Annotated in this window: 17 protein-coding genes and 1 pseudogene; 6 read left to right on the top strand and 12 right to left on the bottom strand. The window is 43.5% G+C overall.

Annotation, left to right across the window (positions count from 1 at the left end):
- Positions 1–132 precede the first annotated feature (132 nt).
- Positions 133–1,236, bottom strand: a complete 1,104-nt coding sequence (locus LEP1GSC061_RS06150) for an MBL fold metallo-hydrolase (protein WP_040508104.1) — start codon at positions 1,234–1,236, stop codon at positions 133–135.
- An 81-nt stretch (positions 1,237–1,317) separates the two neighbouring features.
- Entirely contained in the window at positions 1,318–2,580 is a 1,263-nt protein-coding gene (locus LEP1GSC061_RS06145) for an MFS transporter (protein WP_016544754.1), read from the bottom strand.
- 538 nt (positions 2,581–3,118) lie between these two features.
- Between LEP1GSC061_RS06145 and LEP1GSC061_RS06135 the strand changes: the two genes are divergently transcribed.
- Positions 3,119–5,827, top strand: coding sequence for a glycoside hydrolase family 5 protein (locus tag LEP1GSC061_RS06135; RefSeq protein ID WP_016544954.1), 2,709 nt, complete (start codon positions 3,119–3,121; stop codon positions 5,825–5,827).
- A 194-nt stretch (positions 5,828–6,021) separates the two neighbouring features.
- On the opposite strand, the gene LEP1GSC061_RS06130 is transcribed toward LEP1GSC061_RS06135, so the two are convergent.
- Positions 6,022–6,939, bottom strand: coding sequence for a helix-turn-helix domain-containing protein (locus LEP1GSC061_RS06130; RefSeq protein ID WP_040508103.1), 918 nt, complete (start codon positions 6,937–6,939; stop codon positions 6,022–6,024).
- A gap of 12 nt (positions 6,940–6,951) precedes the next feature.
- Entirely contained in the window at positions 6,952–7,857 is a 906-nt protein-coding gene (locus LEP1GSC061_RS06125; protein WP_016544401.1) for an NmrA family NAD(P)-binding protein, read from the bottom strand.
- Positions 7,858–8,456: 599 nt separating this feature from the next.
- On the opposite strand from LEP1GSC061_RS06125, the pseudogene LEP1GSC061_RS22100 reads away from it, so the two are divergent.
- Positions 8,457–8,765, top strand: a pseudogene (locus tag LEP1GSC061_RS22100) (helix-turn-helix domain-containing protein); the annotation flags it as partial.
- 455 nt (positions 8,766–9,220) lie between these two features.
- On the opposite strand, the gene LEP1GSC061_RS06110 reads toward LEP1GSC061_RS22100, so the two are convergent.
- The 6 genes from LEP1GSC061_RS06110 to LEP1GSC061_RS06085 all read right to left on the bottom strand — a co-directional run bounded on the left by LEP1GSC061_RS06110 (position 9,221) and on the right by LEP1GSC061_RS06085 (position 18,840).
- A complete protein-coding gene (locus tag LEP1GSC061_RS06110) occupies positions 9,221–9,736 on the bottom strand; it encodes a hypothetical protein (protein ID WP_156844505.1) in 516 nt (171 codons plus the stop codon).
- A 146-nt stretch (positions 9,737–9,882) separates the two neighbouring features.
- Positions 9,883–10,599 carry a M48 family metallopeptidase gene (locus LEP1GSC061_RS06105; RefSeq protein ID WP_016544620.1) on the bottom strand — a complete coding sequence of 239 codons (717 nt, stop codon included), beginning with the start codon at positions 10,597–10,599 and terminating at the stop codon, positions 9,883–9,885.
- Positions 10,599–13,649: a type I restriction endonuclease subunit R gene (locus LEP1GSC061_RS06100; protein WP_016544562.1), complete on the bottom strand. Its 3,051-nt coding sequence runs from the start codon at positions 13,647–13,649 to the stop codon at positions 10,599–10,601. The genes LEP1GSC061_RS06105 and LEP1GSC061_RS06100 overlap by 1 nt, the downstream gene beginning before the upstream one ends.
- Positions 13,650–13,659: 10 nt before the next feature.
- On the bottom strand, positions 13,660–14,913 hold the full coding sequence (locus tag LEP1GSC061_RS20795; RefSeq protein WP_016545095.1) for a restriction endonuclease subunit S: 1,254 nt from the start codon (positions 14,911–14,913) through the stop codon (positions 13,660–13,662).
- Positions 14,904–17,300 carry a type I restriction-modification system subunit M gene (locus LEP1GSC061_RS06090; protein WP_016544303.1) on the bottom strand — a complete coding sequence of 799 codons (2,397 nt, stop codon included), beginning with the start codon at positions 17,298–17,300 and terminating at the stop codon, positions 14,904–14,906. The genes LEP1GSC061_RS20795 and LEP1GSC061_RS06090 overlap by 10 nt, the downstream gene beginning before the upstream one ends.
- A 392-nt stretch (positions 17,301–17,692) precedes the next feature.
- Positions 17,693–18,840, bottom strand: a protein-coding gene (locus LEP1GSC061_RS06085) for an IS3 family transposase (RefSeq protein ID WP_156844504.1) whose coding sequence is annotated in 2 segments (ribosomal slippage) — positions 17,693–18,576 and positions 18,576–18,840 — 1,149 coding nt in all. Because the reading frame shifts where the segments join, the coding sequence is not laid out codon by codon here.
- A 121-nt stretch (positions 18,841–18,961) separates the two neighbouring features.
- Between LEP1GSC061_RS06085 and LEP1GSC061_RS06075 the strand changes: the two genes are divergently transcribed.
- Both LEP1GSC061_RS06075 and LEP1GSC061_RS06070 read left to right on the top strand, forming a co-directional pair.
- Complete coding sequence (locus LEP1GSC061_RS06075; RefSeq protein WP_198014250.1) at positions 18,962–20,071, top strand: transposase; 1,110 nt, start codon at positions 18,962–18,964, stop codon at positions 20,069–20,071.
- 39 nt (positions 20,072–20,110) lie between these two features.
- Positions 20,111–21,235: a transposase gene (locus LEP1GSC061_RS06070; protein ID WP_016544555.1), complete on the top strand. Its 1,125-nt coding sequence runs from the start codon at positions 20,111–20,113 to the stop codon at positions 21,233–21,235.
- Here the strand turns inward: LEP1GSC061_RS06070 and LEP1GSC061_RS06065 are convergent.
- Together LEP1GSC061_RS06065 and perRA are read right to left on the bottom strand one after the other, a co-directional pair.
- Positions 21,203–22,066, bottom strand: coding sequence for a flagellar hook-basal body protein (locus LEP1GSC061_RS06065; protein ID WP_040508098.1), 864 nt, complete (start codon positions 22,064–22,066; stop codon positions 21,203–21,205). The two genes, LEP1GSC061_RS06070 and LEP1GSC061_RS06065, sit on opposite strands and share 33 nt — an antisense overlap.
- A 217-nt stretch (positions 22,067–22,283) precedes the next feature.
- Entirely contained in the window at positions 22,284–22,718 is a 435-nt protein-coding gene (gene perRA, locus LEP1GSC061_RS06060) for a peroxide-responsive transcriptional repressor PerRA (RefSeq protein ID WP_016544480.1), read from the bottom strand.
- Between the two features lie 156 nt (positions 22,719–22,874).
- On the opposite strand from perRA, the gene LEP1GSC061_RS06055 reads away from it, so the two are divergent.
- Together LEP1GSC061_RS06055 and LEP1GSC061_RS06050 are read left to right on the top strand one after the other, a co-directional pair.
- Positions 22,875–23,405 (top strand): ankyrin repeat domain-containing protein, encoded by a 531-nt coding sequence (locus LEP1GSC061_RS06055; RefSeq protein ID WP_016544586.1) that lies wholly within the window; start codon positions 22,875–22,877, stop codon positions 23,403–23,405.
- Positions 23,402–24,856: a catalase gene (locus LEP1GSC061_RS06050; RefSeq protein ID WP_016544749.1), complete on the top strand. Its 1,455-nt coding sequence runs from the start codon at positions 23,402–23,404 to the stop codon at positions 24,854–24,856. Before LEP1GSC061_RS06055 ends, LEP1GSC061_RS06050 begins: the two co-directional genes overlap by 4 nt.
- The last annotated feature ends 128 nt before the right edge of the window (positions 24,857–24,984 follow it).

The raw sequence follows: 24,984 nt of genomic DNA, 5'->3' as shown, positions 1-24,984 counted from the left end.
AGGAGATCGTTCGACGAACGGAAAATAGGATTTTCTAAATGGAAAGAGGAAACGATTTAGGCCCGGCTTCGGAAAGTTAAGACCCTTAAAGCCGGAGCAGGATCTCTAATTTGCGAACGGAATACGAATCCGTTATTTTACTCTTTCCCACCATTTCGGGTATTTAGTAGAAGGTTTCACAAGAGAAACGGACTCCCCGATCATAGGAGCTATTACATTTACGTTCCTCTCTTCTCCGAAACGAGTCACTAATTTCAAAGGCTCGTCCCAATCATGCAAGGCCATCGTAAATTTGCAGGAATGGACCGGAACCAAATACTCCGCGTTCAAGTCCTTGCCTGTTTGTATGACTTCCTCGGGGAAAGAATGAACGTTTCTCCAAATTTTGCGGTACTGACCGTTTTCTAAAAATGCGATCGTAAACGGGCCGTATTTTCGTCCAATATCCGCGAAGTGCTCCCCATATCCCCCATCCCCGCTAATAAAGATCCGAACGGATTTGGATTGGATGATATAGGAAGTCCAAAGAGTTCGGTTTTGAATCAGGCTTCTACCCGAAGAATGTTTTGCAGGAACAAGGGTGATACGATCTCCGTTCCTGGCTTGTATTTGCTCGAACCAGTCTTTTTCTAGGATAGATTCCTGCTTGTATCCGAGATCTTCAAAATATTCGCCGAGACCGAGAGGGACGATCACTTCCCGAACCTTTTCCCTGAACTTGGAAATCGTATTCAGATCCAAATGATCGTAATGATCGTGGGTGATAATAAGATAGTCGATCTCCGGAAAATCGGATTCGGAAAAAACATCGGTCCCCGGAAAGGATCTGTTACTGAACCAGACAGGCGATGCATATCCGCTAAAAACGGGATCCACCAAAAATCGAATCCCATTCAGTTGGATCAAGAGAGAAGAATGACCGAACCAAACGAAAAGATCCTCCCCGATAGGAAGATCCTTTAGATTCGTCTGAATGGTCGGGATGGGCCCCTTCGGTTCCTTTACGAATTGTCGACTAATTAGATAATCATAAACGATACCGACCAAGCTCCCCTCTTCTGCCATCGTTTTTGAACCGTCTCGGTTTCGAAATGCCCCATCCTTGTAATTAGGAGAAAGCCTCATCCTCTCCTCCCGAACACCGGAAAATTCGCAGGAAAGAAAGGAGGAGTAGAAGAAAACAATCATCGCAAGAATACGAACCGATTTCCTAACGGGTAAAGCCATCCTTATCATTCGAGTCCCCGGAAAGAGGCGCAGGTAGAGACGTTCCGATAAATCTGCATTCCGTATTCACCACTTAGCTAAGCGCATTTTTCAAGCCAATTCGGAGGAATACTCTTCGACTTTACTTTCGTCTTCTTCGTACCGATAGGGGCCAAGGTATAAAACCAAGAATCCCGCGGTGGAACAGGCGAGCGCCGCAACCACGAGCGCGAGTTTGTAACTTCCGAGTGAATCGAAACAATATCCGAATGCGATCGGCCCGATGACTCCTCCTAAACAATTCGCTCCATATAGAGTTCCGTAAACGGCTCCGAAAGATTTCATTCCAAAATATTTCCGAATGATAAAGGGAATGAAATCCCCTTCTGCTCCGATGGCGAAACCACCTAAAAATGCACCTGCACCGAGTACGGGTAGCCAAGCGTCGGGATAGATTCCGATTAAGCCGATTCCGAAACCTCCTAAAAGAAAGGAGATCGATGCAACTTTAGTCGCCGGAAAAAGGTCCATCAATGCACCGGAAACAAGCCTCCCTAAAACCAAGCCGACTCCCGCTAAGGCGACGATTCGCGCGGAAAGTTCGGGTAGGACTCCTCTGTCCGTAATTACCGCAGACATATGAATCGCCGCACCCAAACCGGAGCATGCAACGATAAAAATAATCGCGAACAAAGCCCAATACCTTCCTAGTTTCAAGACCTCCAGTAAGGATTGGCCTTCCTTCTCTTTCCCGTCGGATAGGGATTTGGCGGCGGAGGATTTTTGCTTTACGAGTAGGAATAAGAACGACCAGGCCAAGAATCCTTGGCCTACCGCAATGATGGAAAGTGTCCGGTACGCATCTCTCCAGCCGAGATTAGAAATCAAATTTTGGGAAAGAATCGGATACGCTACTGCCCCGAGTGCCAAGCCGACCATCCCCGCACCCAATGCCAGTCCTAAGCGTTTTTCAAACCAGCTAGCGAGCACGGCGAGATACCCGAGGGCACTCGTTCCTACTCCGAAAAAACCGATTCCAAAACTGAGAGCGGTCATTTCCAAAAAACTTCCCTGCATCCGAGAAAGCGCAAAGAGCAGGGAAGAGAATATGAATACGGAAATAGCGATCACTCGAGCCGATCCGATTCTATCAATGAGCCTTCCCACAAACACCGCTCCCAAGGTCACGCCGACCATGGAAGATATTGTTGCAGCGGAAGTCTGAGCCCTCCCCCATTGGAATTCTTCTGCGAGCGGCTTCAGAAAGATAGATAATGTCGTAAAGTATAGGGAGCTAAACCCTCCTCCAAGGCCGATTGCCGCACCGATGACGATCAGGATTTTTTTGATATTGGTTGAATTTTCTCTTAGCATGGTCCTAGAAGATACCAGGGTTTAAGAGATCCGAATTGAATGATTCCGGTAATCCGCTAATTTTTTCTGCGTATCCCCGCTTCGATGCGATCGGCTTGTCTCGCGAACATTTTCCCGATAGAGACCGCGCCAGGGATAGTAGCGGAATCCTGAGCCGCAACGCTCGTGGTGCGGCGCAGATGGAGCGAATAGCCCGGTCCTGAGTCCCGAATCCCAAGGCTTAAGCCCTGAGCTTGTCGAAGGATCGAAGGGACGAAGGAGGCGCCCATCCTTTTTCGCATACTGAAATTCCGAACAAGCTCTAAAAAACTCGAGATATTCCCCGGAATTTAAATTAAAATATTATAATAAACTAATTCTAAGGAACCCACAAATTCTCTTCCTCTTTTTTAACATAACGTTCGCTTTAAAAAGAAAAGAAGGAATCTCTGCGAGATCTTGCGAAAAAGTAAACGATATATAAGTATCTCCCGTTTAATTGTCCAAACACATACAAAGCTTCGTGATTGATTTGGGAATTCTTTGGAGAGAATTTAAAATGTTTATCAGAAAGAAATGGAAAACTTTCTGTTCCGTAACGGTGATTTTCGCTATTTTAGCGACTTGTGCTCCCGACTCGGATCAGACCCCGTTCCCCCTCTCGCTTGCGCAATCGGCGAAATCGGCCTATAGCTCGGTTAAGTCCTTCGCTCTCGCTTCGAGCCCTCCTGTCGCTCCTCTCAGCGTGAGCGGTCGTTATATCGTAGATGCGAATAATAACCGCTTTAAGCTGAAGGCTGTGAACTGGTACGGCGCCAGCGATACCCGCCAGGTTGTCTCCGGTTTGGACAAGCAACCCATCTCGCATATCATTTCCCTCATCCAGGAATGGGGATTCAATTCGGTCCGGTTGCCTTTTTCAAATAAGATGCTCCATGAGGCGAATATCGTCCCGAACGAATACCTCGCGGCCAATCCCCAACTTTTCGGAAAGACCCCTCTGGAAGTCTATGATGCGACCGTCCAGGCCCTAACAGCGGCCGGAATCGTCGTGATCCTAAACAACCACACCACCTTTTCCGAATGGTGCTGCGGTTTCGATTATAACGGGCAATGGTATCATACCGGGTCCTCTTTCGCATACAACCAGACACCGGAAATGTGGAAGGCGGACTGGGTCTTCTTAGCGAATCGTTATAAATACAATAAACTCGTTGCGGGAGCGGATCTTCGGAACGAAGTGAGAACGATGCGTTATAACGACACTCACCTTCCGAATAGCCCGAATTGGGGCTGGAATAATATCGACGACTGGCGCAAGGCCGCGCAAGAAGCCGGAAATGATATTCTACGCGAAAACCCGGACCTAGTCATCGTAGTGGAGGGGATCAACTGGTGGGGAGCGATTCCCATTCTCGGATCCGGAGAACGTCCTCACTTGAAGCCGGTTCGGGATCTGCAGGTCCATATCCGAAATATGAACAAGCTCATCTACGCGGCTCATAACTACGGCTTTATCGGCCCGAAGCATAACGGGGACGATAGCACTTCCGGCGGTAATATCAAATACAAGGACATGGACGCCACCACCTTCCGGAATACGATTACGGACGAATGGGGATACGTAGTCGATCCGGATACCATCACGACCGCACCGGTTTGGGTGAGCGAATTCGGAGCTTCTCCCGGCGAAACCAATCCCGCGGACAGAGAATGGTTCAAAAGACTCGTGGATTATATGATCGAAAAGGATATCGACTTCGCATTCTGGCCTCTGAACGGAGAAGACGAATGGGGACTCGTAACCTCCGATTGGTCCCAAAGGAAAAGAGGAAACTGGCGAGACGAACATATGGATCGCCTTCTTGCGTTTTCGGGAAAAACCGGTGCCGTCAATAGCGTGGATCGTTTGACTCGAATCGGCTTTAACGGCGTGGATGATAACGCAAGCACGATCGATAACGATTGGCTCGGAGGGGCGAATAAGGGAACCTGCCCCGACGGAGAACGTTTCTTAGGTCTAAGCCGGGACCAGAAGGCACTCTGTAGCGATACGAAGTACGGAAAACTCTGGCATAGCGACCGTGCAATCAATGTGCAGGCTGTCTATGAGACTCCGACCCGTTATCACGGAACCGGAGATTGGGCGGGGGGATTCACCAAATACGAATGCCCGACGGACTATTATGTTGCCGGAGCGACCAAACATTCCTGGGGAACGAGCGGAATCCTCTGCGCACATAGCAAGGTTTCTCTTGCCAATTCCTGTCGCACACTATGGTTTGATCGAGGAGACAATCGTTCCTCTCAAAAAGGAGGAGACTGGGCTCCGGGTTCCTATAAGGGCCAATGCGCGGACAGCGAATATGTGGCGGGTGTCGCCCAAAGAGACGGAGGAGCCGCGGCGCTACTTTGCTGTTCTTCTCCCCTAAGCGGAGAATTGCCTCTCGTATACAAGGCCAAGAATCTCTCTCATCGTATCGGCTTCGCGGAAGGGGATGCCTGGGTCGCAACGACTGCGGAATACTCTGCGGATCATCTGCTCTACGGTCCGTACGATAGAGGCCGTTGGGGAACGGGAAACAAGCAAGCGATCTTTCGCGCACTTGTGGACGTCACCAATGCGAATAACGATAAGGTTCTGACCATAGATGTCACTGACGGACAAGAAGTCTTAGCGAGACGGGACGTCTATCGACACGAGTTCATCGGTCCCGGACAGTATACCAATTTCATTTTGGACTTCAATATCGCCGCAGACAAGGCGGATCGTCCTATGGAACTCAGAGCATGGTGGCATGACAGTTCCTATGTGAAGGTGGAAAATGTTACGGTCCAAAATCGCAATGTGAACGGAGACTTACCTCTTGCCTACAAGGCGAAAGATTTAGGCCATCGCACCGGCTTTGCCGAGGGAGATGCCTGGGTGGTTACCACGAACGACCATTGGGCGGATCATATCCTTTTCGGGCCGTATGAAAGAGGTCGTTGGGGAACCGGAAATAAGAAAGCTGTCTTTCGGATGTTAGTCGATGTCACGAATGCGGGAAACGATAAAATCGTTACCTTGGATGTCTTCGACGGCCAGGACGTTCTCGCAAGAAGGGATATTTACCGAAGCGAATTTTCAGGGCCAGGTCAATATACCAGCTTCGGTTTGGACTTCAGCATCGCGCCGGACAAGGCGGATCGTCCTATGGAAGTGAGAGCCTGGTGGTATGATACTTCCTATGTGAAAACGGAAAACGTTACGATCCAGAACCGATAAGCTTCTGCAACGGAAGGCGAATCCTCCTTCTCTCCAAGGATTGATCTAGGCCGGCTCATTTTTTGAGTCGGCCTTTTTCGTTCCGGCGGAGACAGGCACCCAAGCATGGCTTCTTCCTTGTGTGTTTTCAGAATCCATAAAATCCCTCCGGAGCAGCTTGCAAATACCGGACCGAAAAAACCGCGAATCGGAACTCAATGAAACGAACGCCGAAACTCCTGAGGGGAAAGATTCGTTTTACTCTTGAATAATTTGCTGAAGGACTGGGAATGCTCGAAGCCCAATTCGTAAGCGATCGCGGTTACCGGCAAATCGGTCGTGGACAATTTCTCTTTCGCTTTTTCGATCAACTTGTCGTGGATATGTTGTTGAGTGCTTTGTCCGGTCAAAACTTTCAAGAGTCCGCTCAGATAGTTCGGAGAAACGCCCAGAATATCCGCTACGTATTGCACCGAAGGCAATCCTTTTTGCTTTAAATCACCTTCTCGAAAATAACCGGCCAATGCTTCCTCCAATAGGGCCAGGATCTTATGATTCGAGATCTTTCTCGTAATGAATTGCCGATGATAGAATCTCTCGGCGTAATTGAGGAGGGTCTCGATATGAGAGATGATGATATTTTGGCTGAAGGAATCGATATTGGAATGGTATTCCTGACGAATATTCCCTACGATTTGGTTCAAAGCGGTCTCTTCCTTTTCGGATAGAAATAGAGCCTCGTTCACGGAATAATCGAAAAATTCATATTTCCTAATATTCTTGGCCAAACCGGTATTCCATATAAAGTCCGGATGGATGAGCAGGATCCAACCCGAATGTTCCGGCCTAGGTTCGCCGTTGATTTCGACCCGAAATACCTGCCCCGGAGCCATGAAGAAAAGGATACCGTCGTCGAAATCGTATTCCTGTTGTCCGTATTTCATTTTTGCAGCGGAGTTTCTTTTCAGCGAAATAGAATAGAAATCGAGAGTCCAGCTTGTTGCATTGAATTCGGGAGAATGCCGAATCAATTCGTAATCCACCACGCTGATCAAAGGATGTTCCGGCTTCGGCAAACCCCGAAGCTGGTGGAATTCGCTGACGGTCTTTATTCTATACGGAGTTTGTGTCACTTTCGAAAAAACCTAATCCAAGCGATTGTATGCGTAAGCGAAATCTTTGGCAAAGTCTTTCAGCTTAGTCTTTCCAAGTATAGGACGATTGCGGAAATAATCCCGATATAATGCGCCCCCTCTCCTGGCAGCGTTCATTTCCATATAACCTCTGGCCGTTTTAGGATTCATTCCTGCTCGCACCATACCATCCAAGGACTCCTGATCGGAGATGACCAGCCATTTCAGATCCGGCTTTCCGATGGCCCCTCCCAAAATCTCAGCCAATTCGTTCGGCGAGACCTCGTCGCTTGCGATATAGCGGATGCTTCTCCCATGAAACGGGCTTTCGATCTCTTCCGCGATCGCCTCGGCTATGTCCAAGGTCGATACCCAAGGCTCTCTCTCGTCTCCCCCGTAATTGGAGATGATTTTACCTTGGGCCTTGATGGTTTGCAGGAACGCGAACATATTATAGTAAAACCCTACAGGGCGCATAAATTTGATATTTACGTCCTCGGGCAGGGCGCTCAGAATTTTCTCCGCCTCATAATGGAAGGCAAGAATCCCATTGCCTGAGTCCGTATGAGCACCGATGCTACTCAAATGAATCAGCTTCTTTACGCCGGAACTCTGGATCGCTTTTTTGTAATTGGTCGCAATCCGAATCGCTGCCTCCGTAAGATCGAAATTCGGATCGAAGAAATTCTCGTAACCGACCGCTTCCATAGCGTAAACGATATCCGCGCCTTGGAAGATATTCGTTAAGAATTCCGCGTCTTCCATTCTACCGATCGCAGGAATGGCCCCCAGAGCTTCTATTTCCTTTTTCCTTTCTTGTTTGCTGCTGACGACAGTAACGGAATGTCCCTTATGAACTAAGGTTTCCGTCAACGGTCTACTGATATGTCCGAGCGAACCCGTAATAATGATCTTCATCTATATATTCTCCTCGAATCGAGATGTTTGTATAAGCGGTATTTCCTATTCGGATCGATTCCGAACAGGAGAAGTTCCTTTTGGAGGGATTATTCGTGTAGCTGAATCTCAGGAGAATGTAGTCGTTTTTCGGAAAGAAAAGAACACCCTTCCCTGGGATAGATCGGATCTATCGAAACCGTTCCATCGGCGAATAAATGTGCCACACCGCCGCTCTTTCGAAAATCATATCGGAACAAAAGGAGCGCTACGTAGAACTACTTATATATGGGAAAATTCGTACGGGATTACTAATGAAGATTCGTGGGAAAAAAGGGATTCCCCCACGGATCCTTTTTAGAATATCCATATAGTCGGTGGCAAGACCGGGAATTTGAACGGAGAAGCTTTACTGGTTTCCCCAATCCGTTCGTCGCCAGATTGAATCGCCGATAGATTGCAGGCAACCGGTCGGAAGAGAAATCAGACTCTCGAGTATTCCTTGCACCTGATGTGCTGAGCTAGTATTCACCTGACAGTCACCGAAAAACCGGTGGCCCCAGCCTCTTCTGAAAGAAAAATGATTTTAACGACAAAATTATTTACATCAGGAGAAACCGATGACCACCAACACCAATGCAACAGTTAAGGCAACTAGACGAAAGCTAAATTTATTAGAGCTTGCAAATGAATTAGAAAATGTAAGCAAAGCCTGCAAGATCATGGGATATTCCCGTCAACAGTTCTACGAAATACGAAGGAACTTCCAAACCTATGGAGCTGAAGGTCTCTTAGATAGAATCCCGGGAGCCAATGGGCCTCACCCTAACCGAGTCAGTGAAGAAATCGAAAATGAAGTCTTAGAGTATTCTTTACATCATCCGACTCATGGATGCCTAAAGGTCGCTCAACAACTTAGTCTTAAAGGTCGTATAACTTCGTATAATGTATGCTATACGAAGTTATTCAGGATCGCCGGTAGAACTAAATTTTATGAGTCGATCGAAGAGATGCAGATCGATCTGCATCTCTTCTTTGAAGAATACAATTACAAGAGGGCGCACCAAGGTAGAAACATGAACGGAAGAACTCCTTTTCAAGTCTTCATTGAGGGCATTAAGACAGAAGAATCGGAGGTCCACCAAGCAGAAAATTAGAACAAGCGTTCAGAAGAAGTGTCAGGTGAATACTAACATTGTACAACTATTCACACTCTGATCCGTGTTGCCTTTCGACTTGGAGCTAATGTACAAGAATTCTTCGAATTTTAAGAATATATAAGCCTTGGATAAGATTCGAAATTAGAGTAATAATTACCTGATTATTATTAAGATATTTATCATCTAAAATTCTAAACGACCTAAACATTATAAAATATAAATATTTAAATTTTGTTTTTGATAACCAAATCATTCGGCAGCAAACATTCCCATATTAATTTTTCGACACCGTATTTATTATCCGTTGGATCCATAGAATATAATTTTGCACAAATATTGATACTTGAAAGATCTACATCAAAAACGGATTTTTTAAGAAAATACGAGTTCATAAGATCATATTTGATATGATCATCAAAATTCCCATCACCTTTTACTACCTGAATGAGCTTAATTAGGTCCATATTAAAAGCATGGTAATTGCCATGATTATATTCAATTTCATAAAGAAAACAATCCTTCCAATTCGCATATCGATCCCTAAGTAACTTAACTTGTTTCATACTATCAACTACATATGTAGACAATAACCGAGATGGTAGAGTAGGAAATTTCTCTTTTCTGAAATTTTCCATTTCAGTTTCAAAATCATGATGCAAAGTCATCATATCGTGATGAGAATCATTTTTCAGTACATGGCCTGGTTTATAATCATTCAGAGAAAAGTGATAAAAAATCATATCTTTAGCAACTAATTATGTTCAATTGAACTTAAAAAAAGTCATAAGTGTAATCTGAGGAAGGTATAGTCCATAGCTTAGTATAAAACGTATTTTCTGAAATCTCAAAGATAAACCCAAACTTAATTTATTCATCCTAAGTAGAGTCAATAGTACCAGTTCTCATGGCGAACAGGCAAACTATTCAGTAGAACTCGATAATGTTTCCATTGCGGCATATGCTGATCCATTAGCACTCGAAAGTGTTTATTATGGCTAGGCTCAAGGATATGAATCATCTCGTGGACTAAGATATATTCCAAACATTCTCGTGGCTTTTTTACGAGCTCGGTATTTAGACGAATCGACTGTTTTCTATGATTGCAACTTCCCCATTTCGTCTTCATTCTTTGGATATAGATATCCTTTACACTTACCCCAATTAATCGCTCCCATTTTGCGACCAGTGGCAGAGATTCTCGACGCAGCTCTTCACGATACCAGGCTTCCAGAAGAATTTCTTTTTTGTGATCACTTGTTGTAGGGCGAGTATTTATGACAATTTGTCGAGGATGATTTTCTATTAGATCACTTTCTGCATTTTCAACGATCTTAAGTAGTTTTCGCTTCCCCCAGATATAATGGCTCTCTCTTTCCAAAAATTCCCGTTTTGTTTCTCTCTCTTGCTCGAGAAATTTTCGCTGCTGCTTCTTAATCCAAGAGAGTTTGGCTAGGGCAAAAAGGCGAATTGTATCGAGAGTCATTCGACTTGGAGCCGCTATACGTACGGAGCCGTTCGGAGGATAAACGCTCAGATGGACATTTTTAACATCCTTTCGGGTCACATGAATTACTATTTCGCCTAATTTAATACTGGAATCCATTAGTATTCTGAATGTTGCTTAACGATCGGAAAAATCCTTTCAACTTCTTCTTCACTGCCGAGAATTTCGAAAAGTCCTTTTTTTATGATTTGTTCTCGAGGCAAAATACCTCTCCAATCATCAGGTCGGATCGAAAGTATCTTTGCGTCGATTTGGAGCGCAAGGGATTCATTTTGGTTCAAGTTATGATACAAAGCCAATTTTCCCTTTGTGTTCAATGTCTTTGGTGTGTCCGCCGTTTTTCCGGAATCTAAATTCTTAATCAACTCAGCAATTCTCTTTAAATATTGCTCATAATCGATCGCCTTCGCCTTTCGATCGGCAATAATCTCAGTCAACAACTCGGACATCTTATCATAAAAATTAGGGTCATTCAAATGTTCCTTAATGATCTTTCGACGAACATTGTTCTCAATTGTTTCAGCAATGGACTCCATGTCCCCTTTGAATTTGCCAAGTTGATCGAAAATTGCCTTTGCTATTCCACTCTTAATTATTAGATCAAGTAATCCAATTTCCCCGAATGGCGAAATATTTCGGGGTTCGTCCGCTTGAATATATGTATCTATTAAATGACGCATATCAGCTTCGTACGGCTTCAAATCCAAGTATTCTCCGGAAGCCATTCGAATTTTATCTCTAAGTTCAACGGCATCTTTCACTTCTACTTTAACTTTCTCAATTTCTTTAGGGGTATATCCAGCCCGATCAAGATCATTACTCAAGTTCGAATAACACCGGACCAGAACCGCCGTTGCTTTATACAATTGAAATCTTTGTAGTTCTCGTTCTTCTAAATCAGATGGAATTTCCGTATTACCACAGAAATAATGCTGAAAATCAAGGTAAGCTCGCGGAGGCCTTACTGGTTCGCAAAGCAGCGCATATGCTTCCCTTGCTTCTTCTAATTTTTCTTTCGCATTTGCAATTCTATCTTTTAGTAAGATTGCAGAGCTTGTGCCATCAAAAGAATTGTCCAGTTCAGATGTATAGACAGCAATTGCGTTTTCTACTTTTTTAAATAGGTCTTTGTAATCGACTACATATCCGAATTGTTTGTCATCCCCATCTAGGCGATTTGTTCGACAGATTGCTTGAAAAAGCCCATGATCCTGCATAGACTTATCTATATATAAAAATGTACAAGCGGGAGCATCAAATCCGGTCAATAGCTTGTCAACAACGACTAAAAGTTTCATCTTTGCTGGTTCATCTACAAACATATTGCGTGCCATATCTTCATAGGTTTCGGCTTTTGTTTTGGCTGGTTTAGAGACAATATTGTCTAAGATCTTTTCGTAGGTATCATAGATGAATTCTTTGTCTGTCTTTGTATTCGCTCCCATATCGTCTTCTGATATATCGCGAGTTTTGGGATTATAAGATGTAATCACCGCACATTGATTTTTAAAGGGAGTTCCTTGCAAGAGAGAGTAATATTTGCACGCTTCGTATATACTCGAGGCTACGAGAATTGCATTCCCTCGATCACTGGAAAGTCTTGGACGCGTTTTAAAGTCTAACATAATGTCTCCAATAATTCGTTCCATTCTGGATTTAGAACTGAGCAGTTTTTGCATTGTTCCCCAGCTATGCTTCAATTCATCCTGCTGATATTTATTTAACCCCTTTGAGGAAGCTTCAAACCATTCATCTGTTTTTTCCTTGGATGTTAGATGTTGATCCACATCTCGAGCTTCATAGACTAAATCCAATATAACCTGATCTTCCACCGCCTCATTAAATTTATATGTGTGAATGTATTTTCCAAAAACTTCGAGAGTGGTAGCAGCATCTTTCTTGAGCAACGGTGTACCGGTGAAACCGATAAATACAGCATTAGGCATAATCGCCCTCATCAATCTGTGGAGTTTGCCACTTTGCGTCCTATGACATTCATCTACAAAAACGAAAATTTCGCCGTAAGTCTTTGCGGGCTCAGATTCAAGATCCCTAATCAGCTGTTCAAAATCTTCCGTTTCTTTATTCCCGAACTTGTGAATTAAAGAACAAAGGAGACGAGGGCTCGGTTTGCCAAGCTGCAACATAAGGTCCTTACCACTTTTCGCTTTATGGATCGACTCTCCAACCTGCCGAAAAACCCCCTCAATTTGCTTGTCGAGTTCATCCCTATCGGTTATTACAGCCACTCTCGCCTTTGGATTATTGGTCAAAATCCAACGTGCAAGATAAACCATTACTGTACTTTTGCCGCTTCCCTGGGTATGCCAAATGATACCACCGGCACGAGCTTTTACATTTTTCTGAGCGGCTTTGATTGCGAAATACTGGTGAACACGAGGAACTTTCTTTTTGCCTCCGTCGAATAATACAAAGTTTTGCATCAAATCGAGGAATCTATTTCTCTTACAAATCTTTATTAAATATTTATCAAGCTTAAGAAGATCATTGTCCAATTCGTCTTCTTTCCAGATTAGAAAATTCTTAGCTTCAGTTCCTATCGTTCCATATCGCATTCCTTCTGAATCATTACCGGCAAAAACAAATTGAACCGTACTAAAGAACCATGCATTAAATTCCTTACTTTGATTCGATATTAGTTGTCCAATCCCGTTGCTAAGGTTCACACTTCCGCGCTTCAGTTCTATAACTGCAACTGCGATTCCATTAATATAAAGAACAAGATCCGGCCTTCTTTCAGCAACACCAAGTAAAGTTACTTCTTCCGCAATCGCAAATTCATTCTGATCTGGATCATCCCAATCAATGAGATGGATAGTTTCTGCATTTTCAGCAGCATCTAATTTGATGGTAACTCCGTGAACAAGCAAGCTAAAGACAGCCATATTATTGTGATAGAGATCACGATTGGAATGATTTGCTTCTGTTCTAAACCCGTATATGGCCGAATTTATTTTTTGTTCCGGAATTCCTCGTTTTTTAAGCCAAGCAGACAGATACTCTTCTTCAATATTACTGTTCCCTTCTCTTGCTTCCCAATTACCGAGATACTTATAGCCGAGTTGTTTTTGAAAAAGTTGAATGATACGGTTTTGGGTAACTCGTTCGGATACGGAGATCTGGCTCATATATTCCTCTCTAGATTACAGCTGGCTGAACTAGACGAATCCTACCCGTTAGCAATTCTTGCATCATCCCCTGCTTGATCACGCGTGTTTTGAAAAGTTTTTCTTCAAGTGCGGAGATTTCGGAATCCATTTCGGAGAGGATGGCGGCGATGGCAATTTGTTCTTTCATGTCAACAGTGATCCAAAAGGTACATTGCAGCGCTTGATTAGGTTGTATTCGTGTGTGACTTCCTGTTGTACCTACTGCATTTAATACTAGTTGAGCTTGAAACGGCTCAGACTTGAAAATAAATGTTAAATAATCGCGATGGTAATGTGAGTAGGGTACCAAGGGTAAGAATTCTGTAGAACATATGGCATTATCAGGAACATGTGCTGGTGCCCAAATACGAGAAATCCTAGGATTAAGCTTTGAAATTAAAATTGCCCCCTGAGGTACGCGGAGCTTACTACTTCCTATCTGTGATCCAAATTCTACAATCGGTTCGGCACCCGAATCAAAGGCTGGCAAACTAAAGTGGACAAATATTGCATCGGGCGTTATTGCAGGATTAATCCCCACTTTAGCAAAAATAGCGAGGTCCCCTAACTTTCTTTCGACCCATTCTCCGCTAAACCCCGGTAATCTCCTCTTCCCTGTAAGCAATTCCTGCATGGCTCCTTGCTTAATGTTTTTTTTCTTTTCGACGAGCTGTTCTAGAGATTCAATAAGTGAATCGACATCGCCTAATGCTTCCGCAATTGCTTTTTGCTCAGGTAGGGACGTAGGCTTTGCAATCCGAAATTGACCAAATCCTGTAGTCGTGAGATTTACAAAAGTGCCTCCATGCGTTGCTGCGGAATGAAGTTTACTTTGATTCGCCGCGAGAGCATGAAATAGAAAATCGAGCTCCACATTGTATTCAATATTCTGAAAAGCCAAAATTCCGTCATGGATACACGCATCTATAGCCAACCGCGCCGGTAAACCAACTGCGGTTGGGGTCCCTGAACATACAACTACAAGAGTACCGCGCTTGCAATATCGGCTCATTTTAGCACCTTCGTTAGTTAGGAAGTCTGTTTCTGCTGTAACCCAGTGATGATCACGAGTGATGTCTTCCACCATCAATCGTGGAATATTCCCGCCAAAGTATCGCCTATCTCCCTGAGGACGCGGACTAGCACCTCTAATAATACGACCAAAAGTATCCATAGTTCTAACTTCCCAGTCCTCGGGAATCACACCGACTTCGGTTTGTTTGAAACCCGACTTCAGTTCCATTGGAATCCCATCTTCTTTAAATGCGCTGCAACTTTTACTTCCAGATCCTCTACTTTTTTCGTAAATTCAGACAGAGGCGTTACATAACGTTCTGTAAGTTCTTTAACACGTTGCTTAAGCATCTTGCTAATTCTATCCATTTCCCCATGAACCGCCATATCGAGTTGCGTGAGCCATTTGTAATCCACAACCAGCATCTTGATTTCAGATTCAGTTAATTTGGGATATTTCTTATAAGCTAGGTCATCGAGTTCTGCTTCCTTTACTTTTTCCTGCCTTCGCAATTCTATTTCTTGATCTGAAAGTCTAAGCCAATTTTTCAACACTTGAATTTCTTCTTTTGCATCCGAATCATTGGCAATTTCTTTCAGACGCGCATTCACTAATGCTTTGTTGATTTTTTCCAGTCCCGAGAATACACCTTCATCGATGCCGTTTTCTTCTTCCAATTCCTGCATTTGTGCAATAATTTCTTCCAACTCATTTTGCAATTCAGAGAGTGCCACCTTTTCCCTACTAAAGAATCGACTCACGATCAGCTCTTTCGGAATAAGATCGCATACCCAACCTTTATCTTTATCTCTGCCATTCTTATCTTTAACAAGCACACGATACGTTTCTGCTTTCCATCCACCTTTAGAAATCAAGTAACAATCATCCTGCATAATATCGCCCCAATAATCCATGAGATGTTGATACACGGAGTATCGATCGATCAACGGCTGACCCTCGTAATGCAAAAGTAGCCCTTCTGAAAGTTCGGAAATAAATTCCGTTGGCAGAAACCCAGGTTTTAATTTTTTCAAAGCAGAAAGTTTTTTCTCTTTCCAAGCACCAAAATGGGCATTCATTTTATCAACTAACAATTTAAATTCTGTATGGTTGAAGATCACATTTTCGATTTCTGATTTAGAAACAGTAAGATCCACATATCCCGGACGATTTTCTTTAAAAAGAGTATTCCTGAGTCCAGGACAAATCTTCCAATAAGCAGAAAGTGCATCAATGTCGCGAACAGGTATACCACCTCGCAAATGCCCATTGATGTCTTGCAGATCATCTTCTTCCTGGGAATCAACGTAACGAGGCAAATTCAGATTGAATTCATTCTTTTCAATCTCATCAAGCGGGACCATTCTAGCATACTTAGCGACATCATCTTGTTTAATAAACACATCCACAATCTTATGAATATCACGCGACCGCAGACGATTTTTATTTCCATCCTTGATAAAGCCGGAACTTGCATCCATCATGAAGATTCCCTTTCTTGCTTGAGAATCTTCTTTATCAATTACTATGATACACGCAGGAATTCCAGTACCATAAAACAAGTTTGCAGGGAGACCGATAATCCCTTTAATATATCCTTTCCTTACTAAATTTTTTCGAATCTCCGCTTCTGCATTTCCCCGGAAAAGAACTCCATGAGGAAGAATACAAGCTCCCTTACCATTTTTTTTTAACGAACGGACAATATGTAGCAAATATGCATAATCACCTTGCTTACCTGGCGGCACACCAAACGGCTCAAATCGATCGTATGGATCCTTTTCAGTATCAATTCCTGTGCTCCATCTCTTATCGCTAAACGGTGGATTTGCAATTACGTAATCGAAGGTTTTAAGTTTATCTCTTTCTTTGAACTTTGGATCAGAAAGGGTATTTCCATTTTCGATCAGTGCACCTGGATTATTATGCAAGATCATATTCATTCGAGCAAGTCCGGTCGTCGCACTATCTTTTTCTTGCCCATAGAGAGTCACATCAGTTTCAGCTTCGTCAGCTACCTTCAAAAGCAGAGAACCAGAACCACAAGTTGGATCATACACACTAGTAGAAGGTCCTGTTTTTGCAGAACGAATTCCGATGACTTGAGCGATTACGCGACTCACTTCAGCCGGAGTATAAAATTGTCCCTTACTCTTTCCGCTTTCGGTAGCAAAGTGACGCATGAGATATTCGTACGCATCACCTAAAAGATCGTCACCTTCCGCGCGGTTCTTGGAAAAATCTAATGCAGGGTTTTCGAATATCGAAATCAGGTTACCAAGTCTTTCTACTTTTTCTTTGCCGCTACCTAATTTATCAGAATTAAAATCAGGCATGTCGGAAAGCTTGTTAGCTTTTGCAAGTGGAGCAATAATTTTCTTATTAATTTGATCTCCTATATCTGCCTTACCTTTTAGTGCGATCATATCTCTGAAACTCGCACCCTTGGGTATTTTTATAGGTTCGTACATACCACCGCTATACTTGTCGCTGATATATTTTATAAACAAAAGAACGAGCACATAGTCTTTGTATTGGCTGGCATCCATACCGCCGCGTAATTCATCGCAGCTTTGCCAGATGGAAGAGTAAAGTTCAGATTTTTTTAGAGCCATCGGTCAGGTTGCTATTTTTAATCTGTTTTTCCATAGGTCAATTCAGAAGTTTAGGAATTTCACCGAACCGCTCTCAAATTGGACAACCATCTCGGCTTAAGCTGTAGTCAGACTAACAAGCCACCTTCTCCACCTTTTAAAGATTTCTGTTAACATCCCGCAAGAATGACAACAAAAAATACTCGCATAAATTTTCATTTTTTACTTTTCTTTTAATCATGTCTATCGTTTTAGTTCCTTAAAAATAACAAAAACGCAAACCATGCAAACTGCTTTAAAACACTCAAAAATCGACCATCCTAAACAATCCTTCACTCCTACTCAACTTTGGAACGAATTCGGAATATGTAATACTCGTAATCCTAGCCTAGTTACGTTTTAGTGGACACCTTTTAAGCCGCTTTTTCTTCAAATTCAACGGGACTCACGTATCCTAAAAAAGAATGTAATCTTCGTCTATTATAATAAACTTCTATATAATCAAAAACTGTTGCTTGGGCTTCTTCTAATCTATAGAAATAGTTATACTTCATCTCTCTCTTAAGAGTGCTAAAGAAAGATTCTGAGACTGCATTGTCCCAGCAATTTCCTTTTCGACTATTGCTCCTTCTAATTCTGTTCGACATTAGAAGTTGTCGGGTTTCTTTAGAACAATAGTTTGATCCTCGATCCGAATGAAAGATGAGGCCTTTCGGTGGATTTCTAAGTTCAATCCCCCTCAAGAGAGCGGACTTAACTAAATCCGAGTCGTTACGAAGACCTAAAGACCAGCCGACCACTCTTCGAGAATATAGATCTAAAACAACACAAAGATAAAGCCAACCCAGAGAAGAACGAAGATAGGTTACGTCCGATACCCAGACCTCATTCATCGAAGCTCTCTTAAAGTTTCTAACAACTAAATCAGGGGCAATACCTTTAGAGTGCCTGGAATCTGTCGTGAACGGTCTAAATCTTTTCTCTTGCTTTCCCTTTATTCCGCAAAGTTTCATTACTTTTCGAACTGAACGGGCTCCATAGTTAGGATATACTTTCTTCACTTCCCGAAATAATCTAAGAAATCCGTAATTCTGATCGTTATCTTTCCAAGTATCATAGATGAATTTCAAAAACTTAGGATCATACTTCTCGATTGCGGTCTTTCTTCGTTTTACAAATTCATAAAATCCAGATCGAGATACATTGAATAAGCTGGCCATGCTTTTAACAGAGAACAATCTCCTGTTGTTCTCCATGAACTCTAATCGAGATTTTGTTCCTTCGAAAGCATGGCTGAATACTTTTTTAAGATCGCATTCTCCTCCCTGAGGCGGTGAACTTCTTTACGAAGTTTCTTCAATTCTTCGTTCTCTTTCAGTTGCTTGTCTGTCGGGGGATTTTGTTCTTCTGACTTCTTCACGTATTCAGCCTTCCATTGACGCAATACAAAGTAGCTGATTCCTAACGACTCTGCTACTTCTTTTATCGTAAAAGAACCGGACAATGTCCGTTTTACTGCTTGTTCTTTAAACTCTGGAGAGTATTTTCCTGTCCTACTCATATTCACCTTTACCTCATTTTGAGCAAAAAAGGTGTCCGATTTTATGTGACTAGGCTATCCAAACCGAGGACCTCCTTTCCCTCAAATCCGAACCGCTCCCCCTGTATCAAAAAATAAGAATATAACAACTTTCCCATTTAAGTCAACCTTACCTAAACACTACAATCCTGCTCTCAACACACCCTACTTCACCCAGATAACCAAGAAGATACTAACTGACTTCTGCCCAAAGAAGTGCCCAACTCCTGAGTGTAATGGCAGAATCTTAGATAAAGAAATCTCAACTCGGCCCGACTTAATTAGATGCCCTCAGTGTAGATACCTTACATCAAGACTAAGTTACACTCCCCTACATCACTTTAAACTACCAATATGGATGTTCGGATACGTCCTTTATGAATCTATAATCCAATACCCTAAGGTAGTAACAGCAACAGAACTAAGTAAGAAATTAAGAATAGGATATAATGCGGCCAGCTTACTCAAGAGAAGGTTTCAACTATTCGCTTCTGATCAGTTACCAAAGTATAAGCAACTTACATTCAATGCTTTAGAAGATAACTTCAAGGACTTCCTATTACCTCCTAATGAGAACAAAGACATCACCTCTAAGATGAGAAACAAGCCTTACGTATGCGTAGACACTGCTGTATTGTATTCTGCAGGTGAGAGAGCAAGCCAAGGTAGGAAACGATACAGACATAGTGGTGCTACATCTTCTATATACCTTTCAGAAAAATTGGGAGGAAGACAAGTTGGAACATTAGTCCAGACTATAGCAATAAAGCAAGGACCAGTATTCTTCACATCAGTATCTAATCAGAAGGCAGATACCTTAGGACCAATCATCAAAGATCACTTACCTACTTGCACCCCACTTTTTACAGATCAAGGATACCCTTGGCTTTGGGGAATTTACAAGAACCACAGATCAGTGAACCACTCTGCTCGTTCAAAAGATAATAGATATAGATTTGCTCGTAATCGCTGGAGTAAGAATGGAGTTCACAACCAAGTAGCAGAAGGGAATCAAAGGGTCCTTAAAACTGCCTTTGCTTCTTACGGATACATAAAGCCAGAATACTCTCAACTCTATCTGAATGAGTTTAGCTTCATTAAGAATGCGAATGTATTCGGCTTGGATGTGCTCGTTAATGATGAGTCGATGTGTGGAGGTAGGGATGCTTTTGCTGTCAATCCGAGAGCGCGGAAGAAAGGAAAGGATTTTTAACGATCCCCTGTAACCATTGCTCACAAATCGCGCGCGCAGATGGAAAAGTCGGAAGACGGTAAGAAAAACAAGTCAGCAGTAAATACCTCTAGCAAATTCAAACATGCAGGAATCAGAATAGAGTTCTTCGAGCAGATCACAAAGAAGATCTTGCAGGACTTCTACAAAAAGAAATGTCCTCACTGTGAGAATCAAATACTGGACAAAGAAATCTCAACTCGACCGGATCTAATTCGTTGTAGAGTTTGCCATTACCAAACTTCAAGACTAGCATACACTCCCCTTCATCAATGCAAACTTCCACTCTGGATGTTCGGATATGTATTTTACGAATCTCTCATCCAACATCCAAAAGTTCTCACCTCAACAGAGATCTCCAAGAGATTAGGTATTTCATATAAAGCAGCTCTGTTACTCAAAAGAAGATTCCAAGTCTTTGCATCAGAACAATTAGATAAATATAAACAAATAACATTCAAACTCTTGGAGGATGAATTTAAAGACTTCAACTTGCCTCCAAACGAGAATACGAATATAACAAAGAAAATGGCAAAGCGTTCCTATATATGTGCAGATACTGCCGTTTTGTATTCTGCATCTGCAAGAGCAAACAAAGGAAGAAAACGTTTCCGCCACAGTGGAGCTACTGCGTCCATATATCTCTCGGATAAACTTGGTGGAAGACAGATCGGAACCTTAGTTCATACAATTGCAATCAAAGGTGGACCTGTGTTCTTTCACTCAGTTCCAAATCAAAAAGCAAATACACTCGGACCAATCATCAAAGAACATTTGCCAATTCGAACTCCGCTATTCACGGACCAAGGATACCGTTGGCTCTGGGGAATATATAGAAATCATAGATCAGTAAATCATAATGCAAAATCAAAAGAAGGAAGGTATCGTTGGGCAAGAAATAGATGGAGCAAGCACGGAGTTCATTCTCAAGTAGCAGAAGGAAACCAGAGATTACTCAAAACTTCCTTCGGTGCATATTGCTATACAACACCAGAATACTCGACTCTGTATCTGAATGAATTTGCCTTCCTCAAGAACGCGAAAGTCATCGGACTCGACGCTTTAGTTCAGAAGGAAGAGGAAGGCTCTGTGAGGATTGGAGCTAGGTTATTTTTAACGCAGCACGTCGTTCAGGAGCTTGCCTAGCATAGTGTCCTGGGTTTGGACCGTCTTTTGGTTGGCCTCGTAGGAACGATTGACTTCGATCATCTCCACCATTTCGGTAACTACGCTAACATTAGAAGCTTCTAAATAACCTTGGAGAATATTCGGCTCTTCGTCCAAGTTAAACGGTCTAGGCTCTCCGGACTCCGGAGTATCGTTATAGAAGGAGTCTCCTTCCTTATCCAGATGGCGAGGATTCTCTACGGTTCGAACCTTAATTCTATCCAAAAGAACGGGAGTCTCAAATCGATTCTTATCCGCGCCTACGGAATTGCGAGGATCGTTTCCGATCTCTCCATTGATCCAGATCTCTCCGTTTTCCTTGATGAGAAAATTTCCTCTGGCGACTTTAATCGGACCGTTTTCACCCATCAAAGGAAATCCTTGAGGGGTTACGAGAAAACCGTTGGTGTCCAGAACGAATGCGCCGGAGCGAGAAAGTCTCTCCCCTCTATTAGTCAATACGCTAAAGAATGCGGGATGCTCCGAACCGGGTCTATCTTGGAGCATGAGATCGAAAGGATTGTCCGTTTTCTTCACGGCTCCCTGTTCGAATCTAGTGTAGATCTCGTTCACCTCGGCACCTAACCCTAGTTTACCGACCACCGGCGCCGTATCGAAGGAACCCATTGGAACCTTACCGACTCCGTCCTCATTGAACCTATGGATCAGCATTTCCGGGAACGTCTTGAATAGGGTCGTATCTCTCTTATAAGCGGTCTTATCCACGTTAGCGAGATTATTGGCGATCACATCCATCCGGGTTTGCTGCACGATCATCCCGTTGGATCCTGTATACATTCCTCTAATCATTTACGCACCTCTACTCCCTTTAAGGATCGGCGGTTTTGTAAATTCTCCTTACGATTTTGAGGACATAAACTGGAAAAATCAGAAGGAACTCCTACACGTTTCAAAAATCTTTTTTGGAGATTTTTGGCCGCCTCCCGCCCTGGGCGGGCCGGGCTTGCTTCGGATTCGGCGTATCCGCCTCATCCCTGGCGGAGACTCCGTCTTCGAAAGAGATGTATTACTTTTTCTTTCCTTTCAGGGTTATGAGTAGATTGCAATTCTCAAGTTTAGAGCCCGTTTTTTCCTCGAAATCCTTCCGGAGTTCCATAAGGATCTTTTGCTCCAATTTCTCGTCCAGGTCTATATCGAAGATTTCCCCCGTCGTCTCGTCTATGGCGTGGTGGTGGTTACCCATATTGGAATCGTAAAGAGTGATCCCCGACTTCAATTCCAAGAGATGCACGATTCCTTTTTCGGAAAACAGTTTTAGATTATTGAAAACCGTGGCTCGAGATGCGTTAGGTAGATGCTCGTTCACCAATTGAAAGACCTGATCCGCAGTCAAATGCTGCGGCCGAGACAATAACAGATTAGCCATCTGTAACCTTTGTACGGTCACATTGATGCCGGCCTCTTCCAGGATCCTCTTGGTTCTCTCGTACGAGTCCTTCATAGTCTGAACCTAAGTTTCCTCCTTTTTTTGTCCACAATTTAGACTAATTCTAAAAAAAGACTTGAGCTAAATTCTTTCAATTTTAGATTAAGTCTAAATTAAAACTAAATTTAAAATATTAATATCCGGATTTATAACCGAAATTGGAGCAGATTTATGGAAAAGCAGAGTTCTCAACCCGATTCTTCCCAGCCCAGCTCTTCCTGGGAAAAATACAGTAGAACCATGACGGGAGAAAAAAGCTGCTTCGACCTAGCCAGGCAAGGAGATATGGAAGGCCTAAAAGAGAAGTTAGACTCTCTTTTGAACATAGATCAAAAAAACGAGAAGGGTCACAGCTTACTCATGCTTTCCGCCTACAACGGAAACGAGGACACGGCAAAATTCCTCCTCTCCCGGGGTGCCGATCCCAACTCGATAGACGAGGCGGGCAATTCGATTCTGATGGGCGTAGCATTTAAAGGATATTCTAATATTATAAAACTCCTTTTGGAATACGGGGCCGACCCGAACTACAGAAATCCGAAAGGCCAGCGCGCCCTGCAATTCGCGGAAATGTTCGGACGGGAGGAAGCGGCAAGTCTTCTTTCCTCGAAAGAACCGAGGCGCAAATCGACCCTGATTTCCATCTTGAGGTCCTGGATGCAATATTTCACTCAGAGCATATTCAAAGGAGGAAGGCGATGAAGAAAACAATCTTAACCACGACCGGAGGTCATCCGGTCCCGCAAAACCAACATTCGGTCACGGCCGGCCCGAGAGGCCCTATTCTAATTCAGGACTCTCATCTGATCGAGAAGCTCGCTCATTTCAACCGGGAAAGAATTCCGGAAAGAGTGGTTCACGCCAAGGGAGCGGGAGCCTACGGAACTCTTACCATTACGAAAGACTTGAGCGAATACTCTAGAGCATCCGTTTTTTCTAAAGCAGGAAAAAAGACTCCTTTATTCCTACGATTCTCTACGGTGGCTGGAGAGAAAGGATCCGCAGACACCGAAAGGGATCCGAGAGGATTTGCGATTAAATTCTATACGGAAGAAGGAATCTGGGACTTGGTGGGCAACAACACTCCGGTTTTTTTCGAGAGAGACCCCCTCAAGTTTCCGGACTTCATCCATTCTCAAAAAAGGGACCCTGTCACAGGCTATAAGAATCCTTTCCGTATGTGGGACTATTGGGCCGAGGCCCCGGAAGCTCTCCATCAAATGACGATATTATTCGGAGATCGCGGCATCCCCGACGGTTACAGATTCATGAACGGATACGGGAGTCATACATTCGGACTTTGGAATATAAAAGGAGAGCGCTTCTGGGTGAAATTCCATTTCAAGTCCATGCAAGGAATCAAGAATTTGACCGCGCAGAAAGCGGCCGAGTTAGCCGGAACCGATCCGGATTACGCGACTCGGGATCTTTTCGAAGCCATAGAAAGAAAAGAATTTCCCAAATGGAGATTTTGCGTGCAGATCATGCCGGAAAAGGATGCGGAGAAGACGAAGTTCAATCCGTTCGATCTGACTAAAGTATGGTCTCATAAGGACTATCCTCTTGTAGAAGCGGGGATCCTAGAATTGAACGAGAATCCTAGGAACTATTTCGAAGAAGTGGAGCAGGCAGCCTTCTCTCCTTCCAATATGCCTCCGGGTATCGGCGCTTCTCCAGACAAGATGTTGCAAGGTAGGTTATTCGCTTATCCGGACGCTCAAAGATATCGCTTGGGAGTCCAATACCAACATCTTCCCGTGAATCGTCCCAAAAACCAAGTATACGTCTACCATAGGGATGGAAGCGCGAAATTCCAAAACGACGGTGCTTACGATAATTACGAACCCAACGGTTTCGAAGGCCCTAATCAGGAAGAATCTTATGCGGAACCTCCTCTTAGAATTTCCGGAGATGCGAACCGTTACGATTCCCATACGGATAACGACGACTTTACGCAAGCGGGAGATCTGTATAGACTCATGAGTCCTGAGGAAAGGGAAAGATTGACTTCCACCATAGCCTCCACCATGAAAACGATTCCGAAAGCTTTGGCTATCGCGAATATCGGACACTTCTATAAATGCGCTCCCGAATACGGGACCAAGATCGCAGAGAAGCTGGGAATATCCGTGAGCGAGGTTACAAAGAACTAATATTCGGATTTCACCATTACCTTTACTTCCGGGGAGAGCGGCAGTTCCTGTAGGAACTCCAACGTTCTCCCCCTTTTTTATCTTATTCCTTCGAATCCAGGTATTTTGTCTCATATCCAAAAAACCTT

The organism is Leptospira wolffii serovar Khorat str. Khorat-H2, from assembly GCF_000306115.2.
Lineage (GTDB): Bacteria > Spirochaetota > Leptospiria > Leptospirales > Leptospiraceae > Leptospira_B > Leptospira_B wolffii.
This window is presented reverse-complemented; position numbering and strand designations above follow the sequence as displayed.

What these genes read in the sequence shown, in the direction of transcription:
- LEP1GSC061_RS06150 (WP_040508104.1), bottom strand. Translation starts at nt 1,236, where the DNA reads ATGATAAGGATGGCTTTACCCGTTAGGAAATCGGTTCGTATTCTTGCG.
- LEP1GSC061_RS06145 (WP_016544754.1), bottom strand. Translation starts at nt 2,580, where the DNA reads ATGCTAAGAGAAAATTCAACCAATATCAAAAAAATCCTGATCGTCATC.
- LEP1GSC061_RS06135 (WP_016544954.1), top strand. Translation starts at nt 3,119, where the DNA reads ATGTTTATCAGAAAGAAATGGAAAACTTTCTGTTCCGTAACGGTGATT.
- LEP1GSC061_RS06125 (WP_016544401.1), bottom strand. Translation starts at nt 7,857, where the DNA reads ATGAAGATCATTATTACGGGTTCGCTCGGACATATCAGTAGACCGTTG.
- LEP1GSC061_RS06110 (WP_156844505.1), bottom strand. Translation starts at nt 9,736, where the DNA reads ATGATTTTTTATCACTTTTCTCTGAATGATTATAAACCAGGCCATGTA.
- LEP1GSC061_RS06105 (WP_016544620.1), bottom strand. Translation starts at nt 10,599, where the DNA reads ATGGATTCCAGTATTAAATTAGGCGAAATAGTAATTCATGTGACCCGA.
- LEP1GSC061_RS06100 (WP_016544562.1), bottom strand. Translation starts at nt 13,649, where the DNA reads ATGAGCCAGATCTCCGTATCCGAACGAGTTACCCAAAACCGTATCATT.
- LEP1GSC061_RS20795 (WP_016545095.1), bottom strand. Translation starts at nt 14,913, where the DNA reads ATGGAACTGAAGTCGGGTTTCAAACAAACCGAAGTCGGTGTGATTCCC.
- LEP1GSC061_RS06090 (WP_016544303.1), bottom strand. Translation starts at nt 17,300, where the DNA reads ATGGCTCTAAAAAAATCTGAACTTTACTCTTCCATCTGGCAAAGCTGC.
- LEP1GSC061_RS06070 (WP_016544555.1), top strand. Translation starts at nt 20,111, where the DNA reads ATGGAAAAGTCGGAAGACGGTAAGAAAAACAAGTCAGCAGTAAATACC.
- LEP1GSC061_RS06065 (WP_040508098.1), bottom strand. Translation starts at nt 22,066, where the DNA reads ATGATTAGAGGAATGTATACAGGATCCAACGGGATGATCGTGCAGCAA.
- perRA (WP_016544480.1), bottom strand. Translation starts at nt 22,718, where the DNA reads ATGAAGGACTCGTACGAGAGAACCAAGAGGATCCTGGAAGAGGCCGGC.
- LEP1GSC061_RS06055 (WP_016544586.1), top strand. Translation starts at nt 22,875, where the DNA reads ATGGAAAAGCAGAGTTCTCAACCCGATTCTTCCCAGCCCAGCTCTTCC.
- LEP1GSC061_RS06050 (WP_016544749.1), top strand. Translation starts at nt 23,402, where the DNA reads ATGAAGAAAACAATCTTAACCACGACCGGAGGTCATCCGGTCCCGCAA.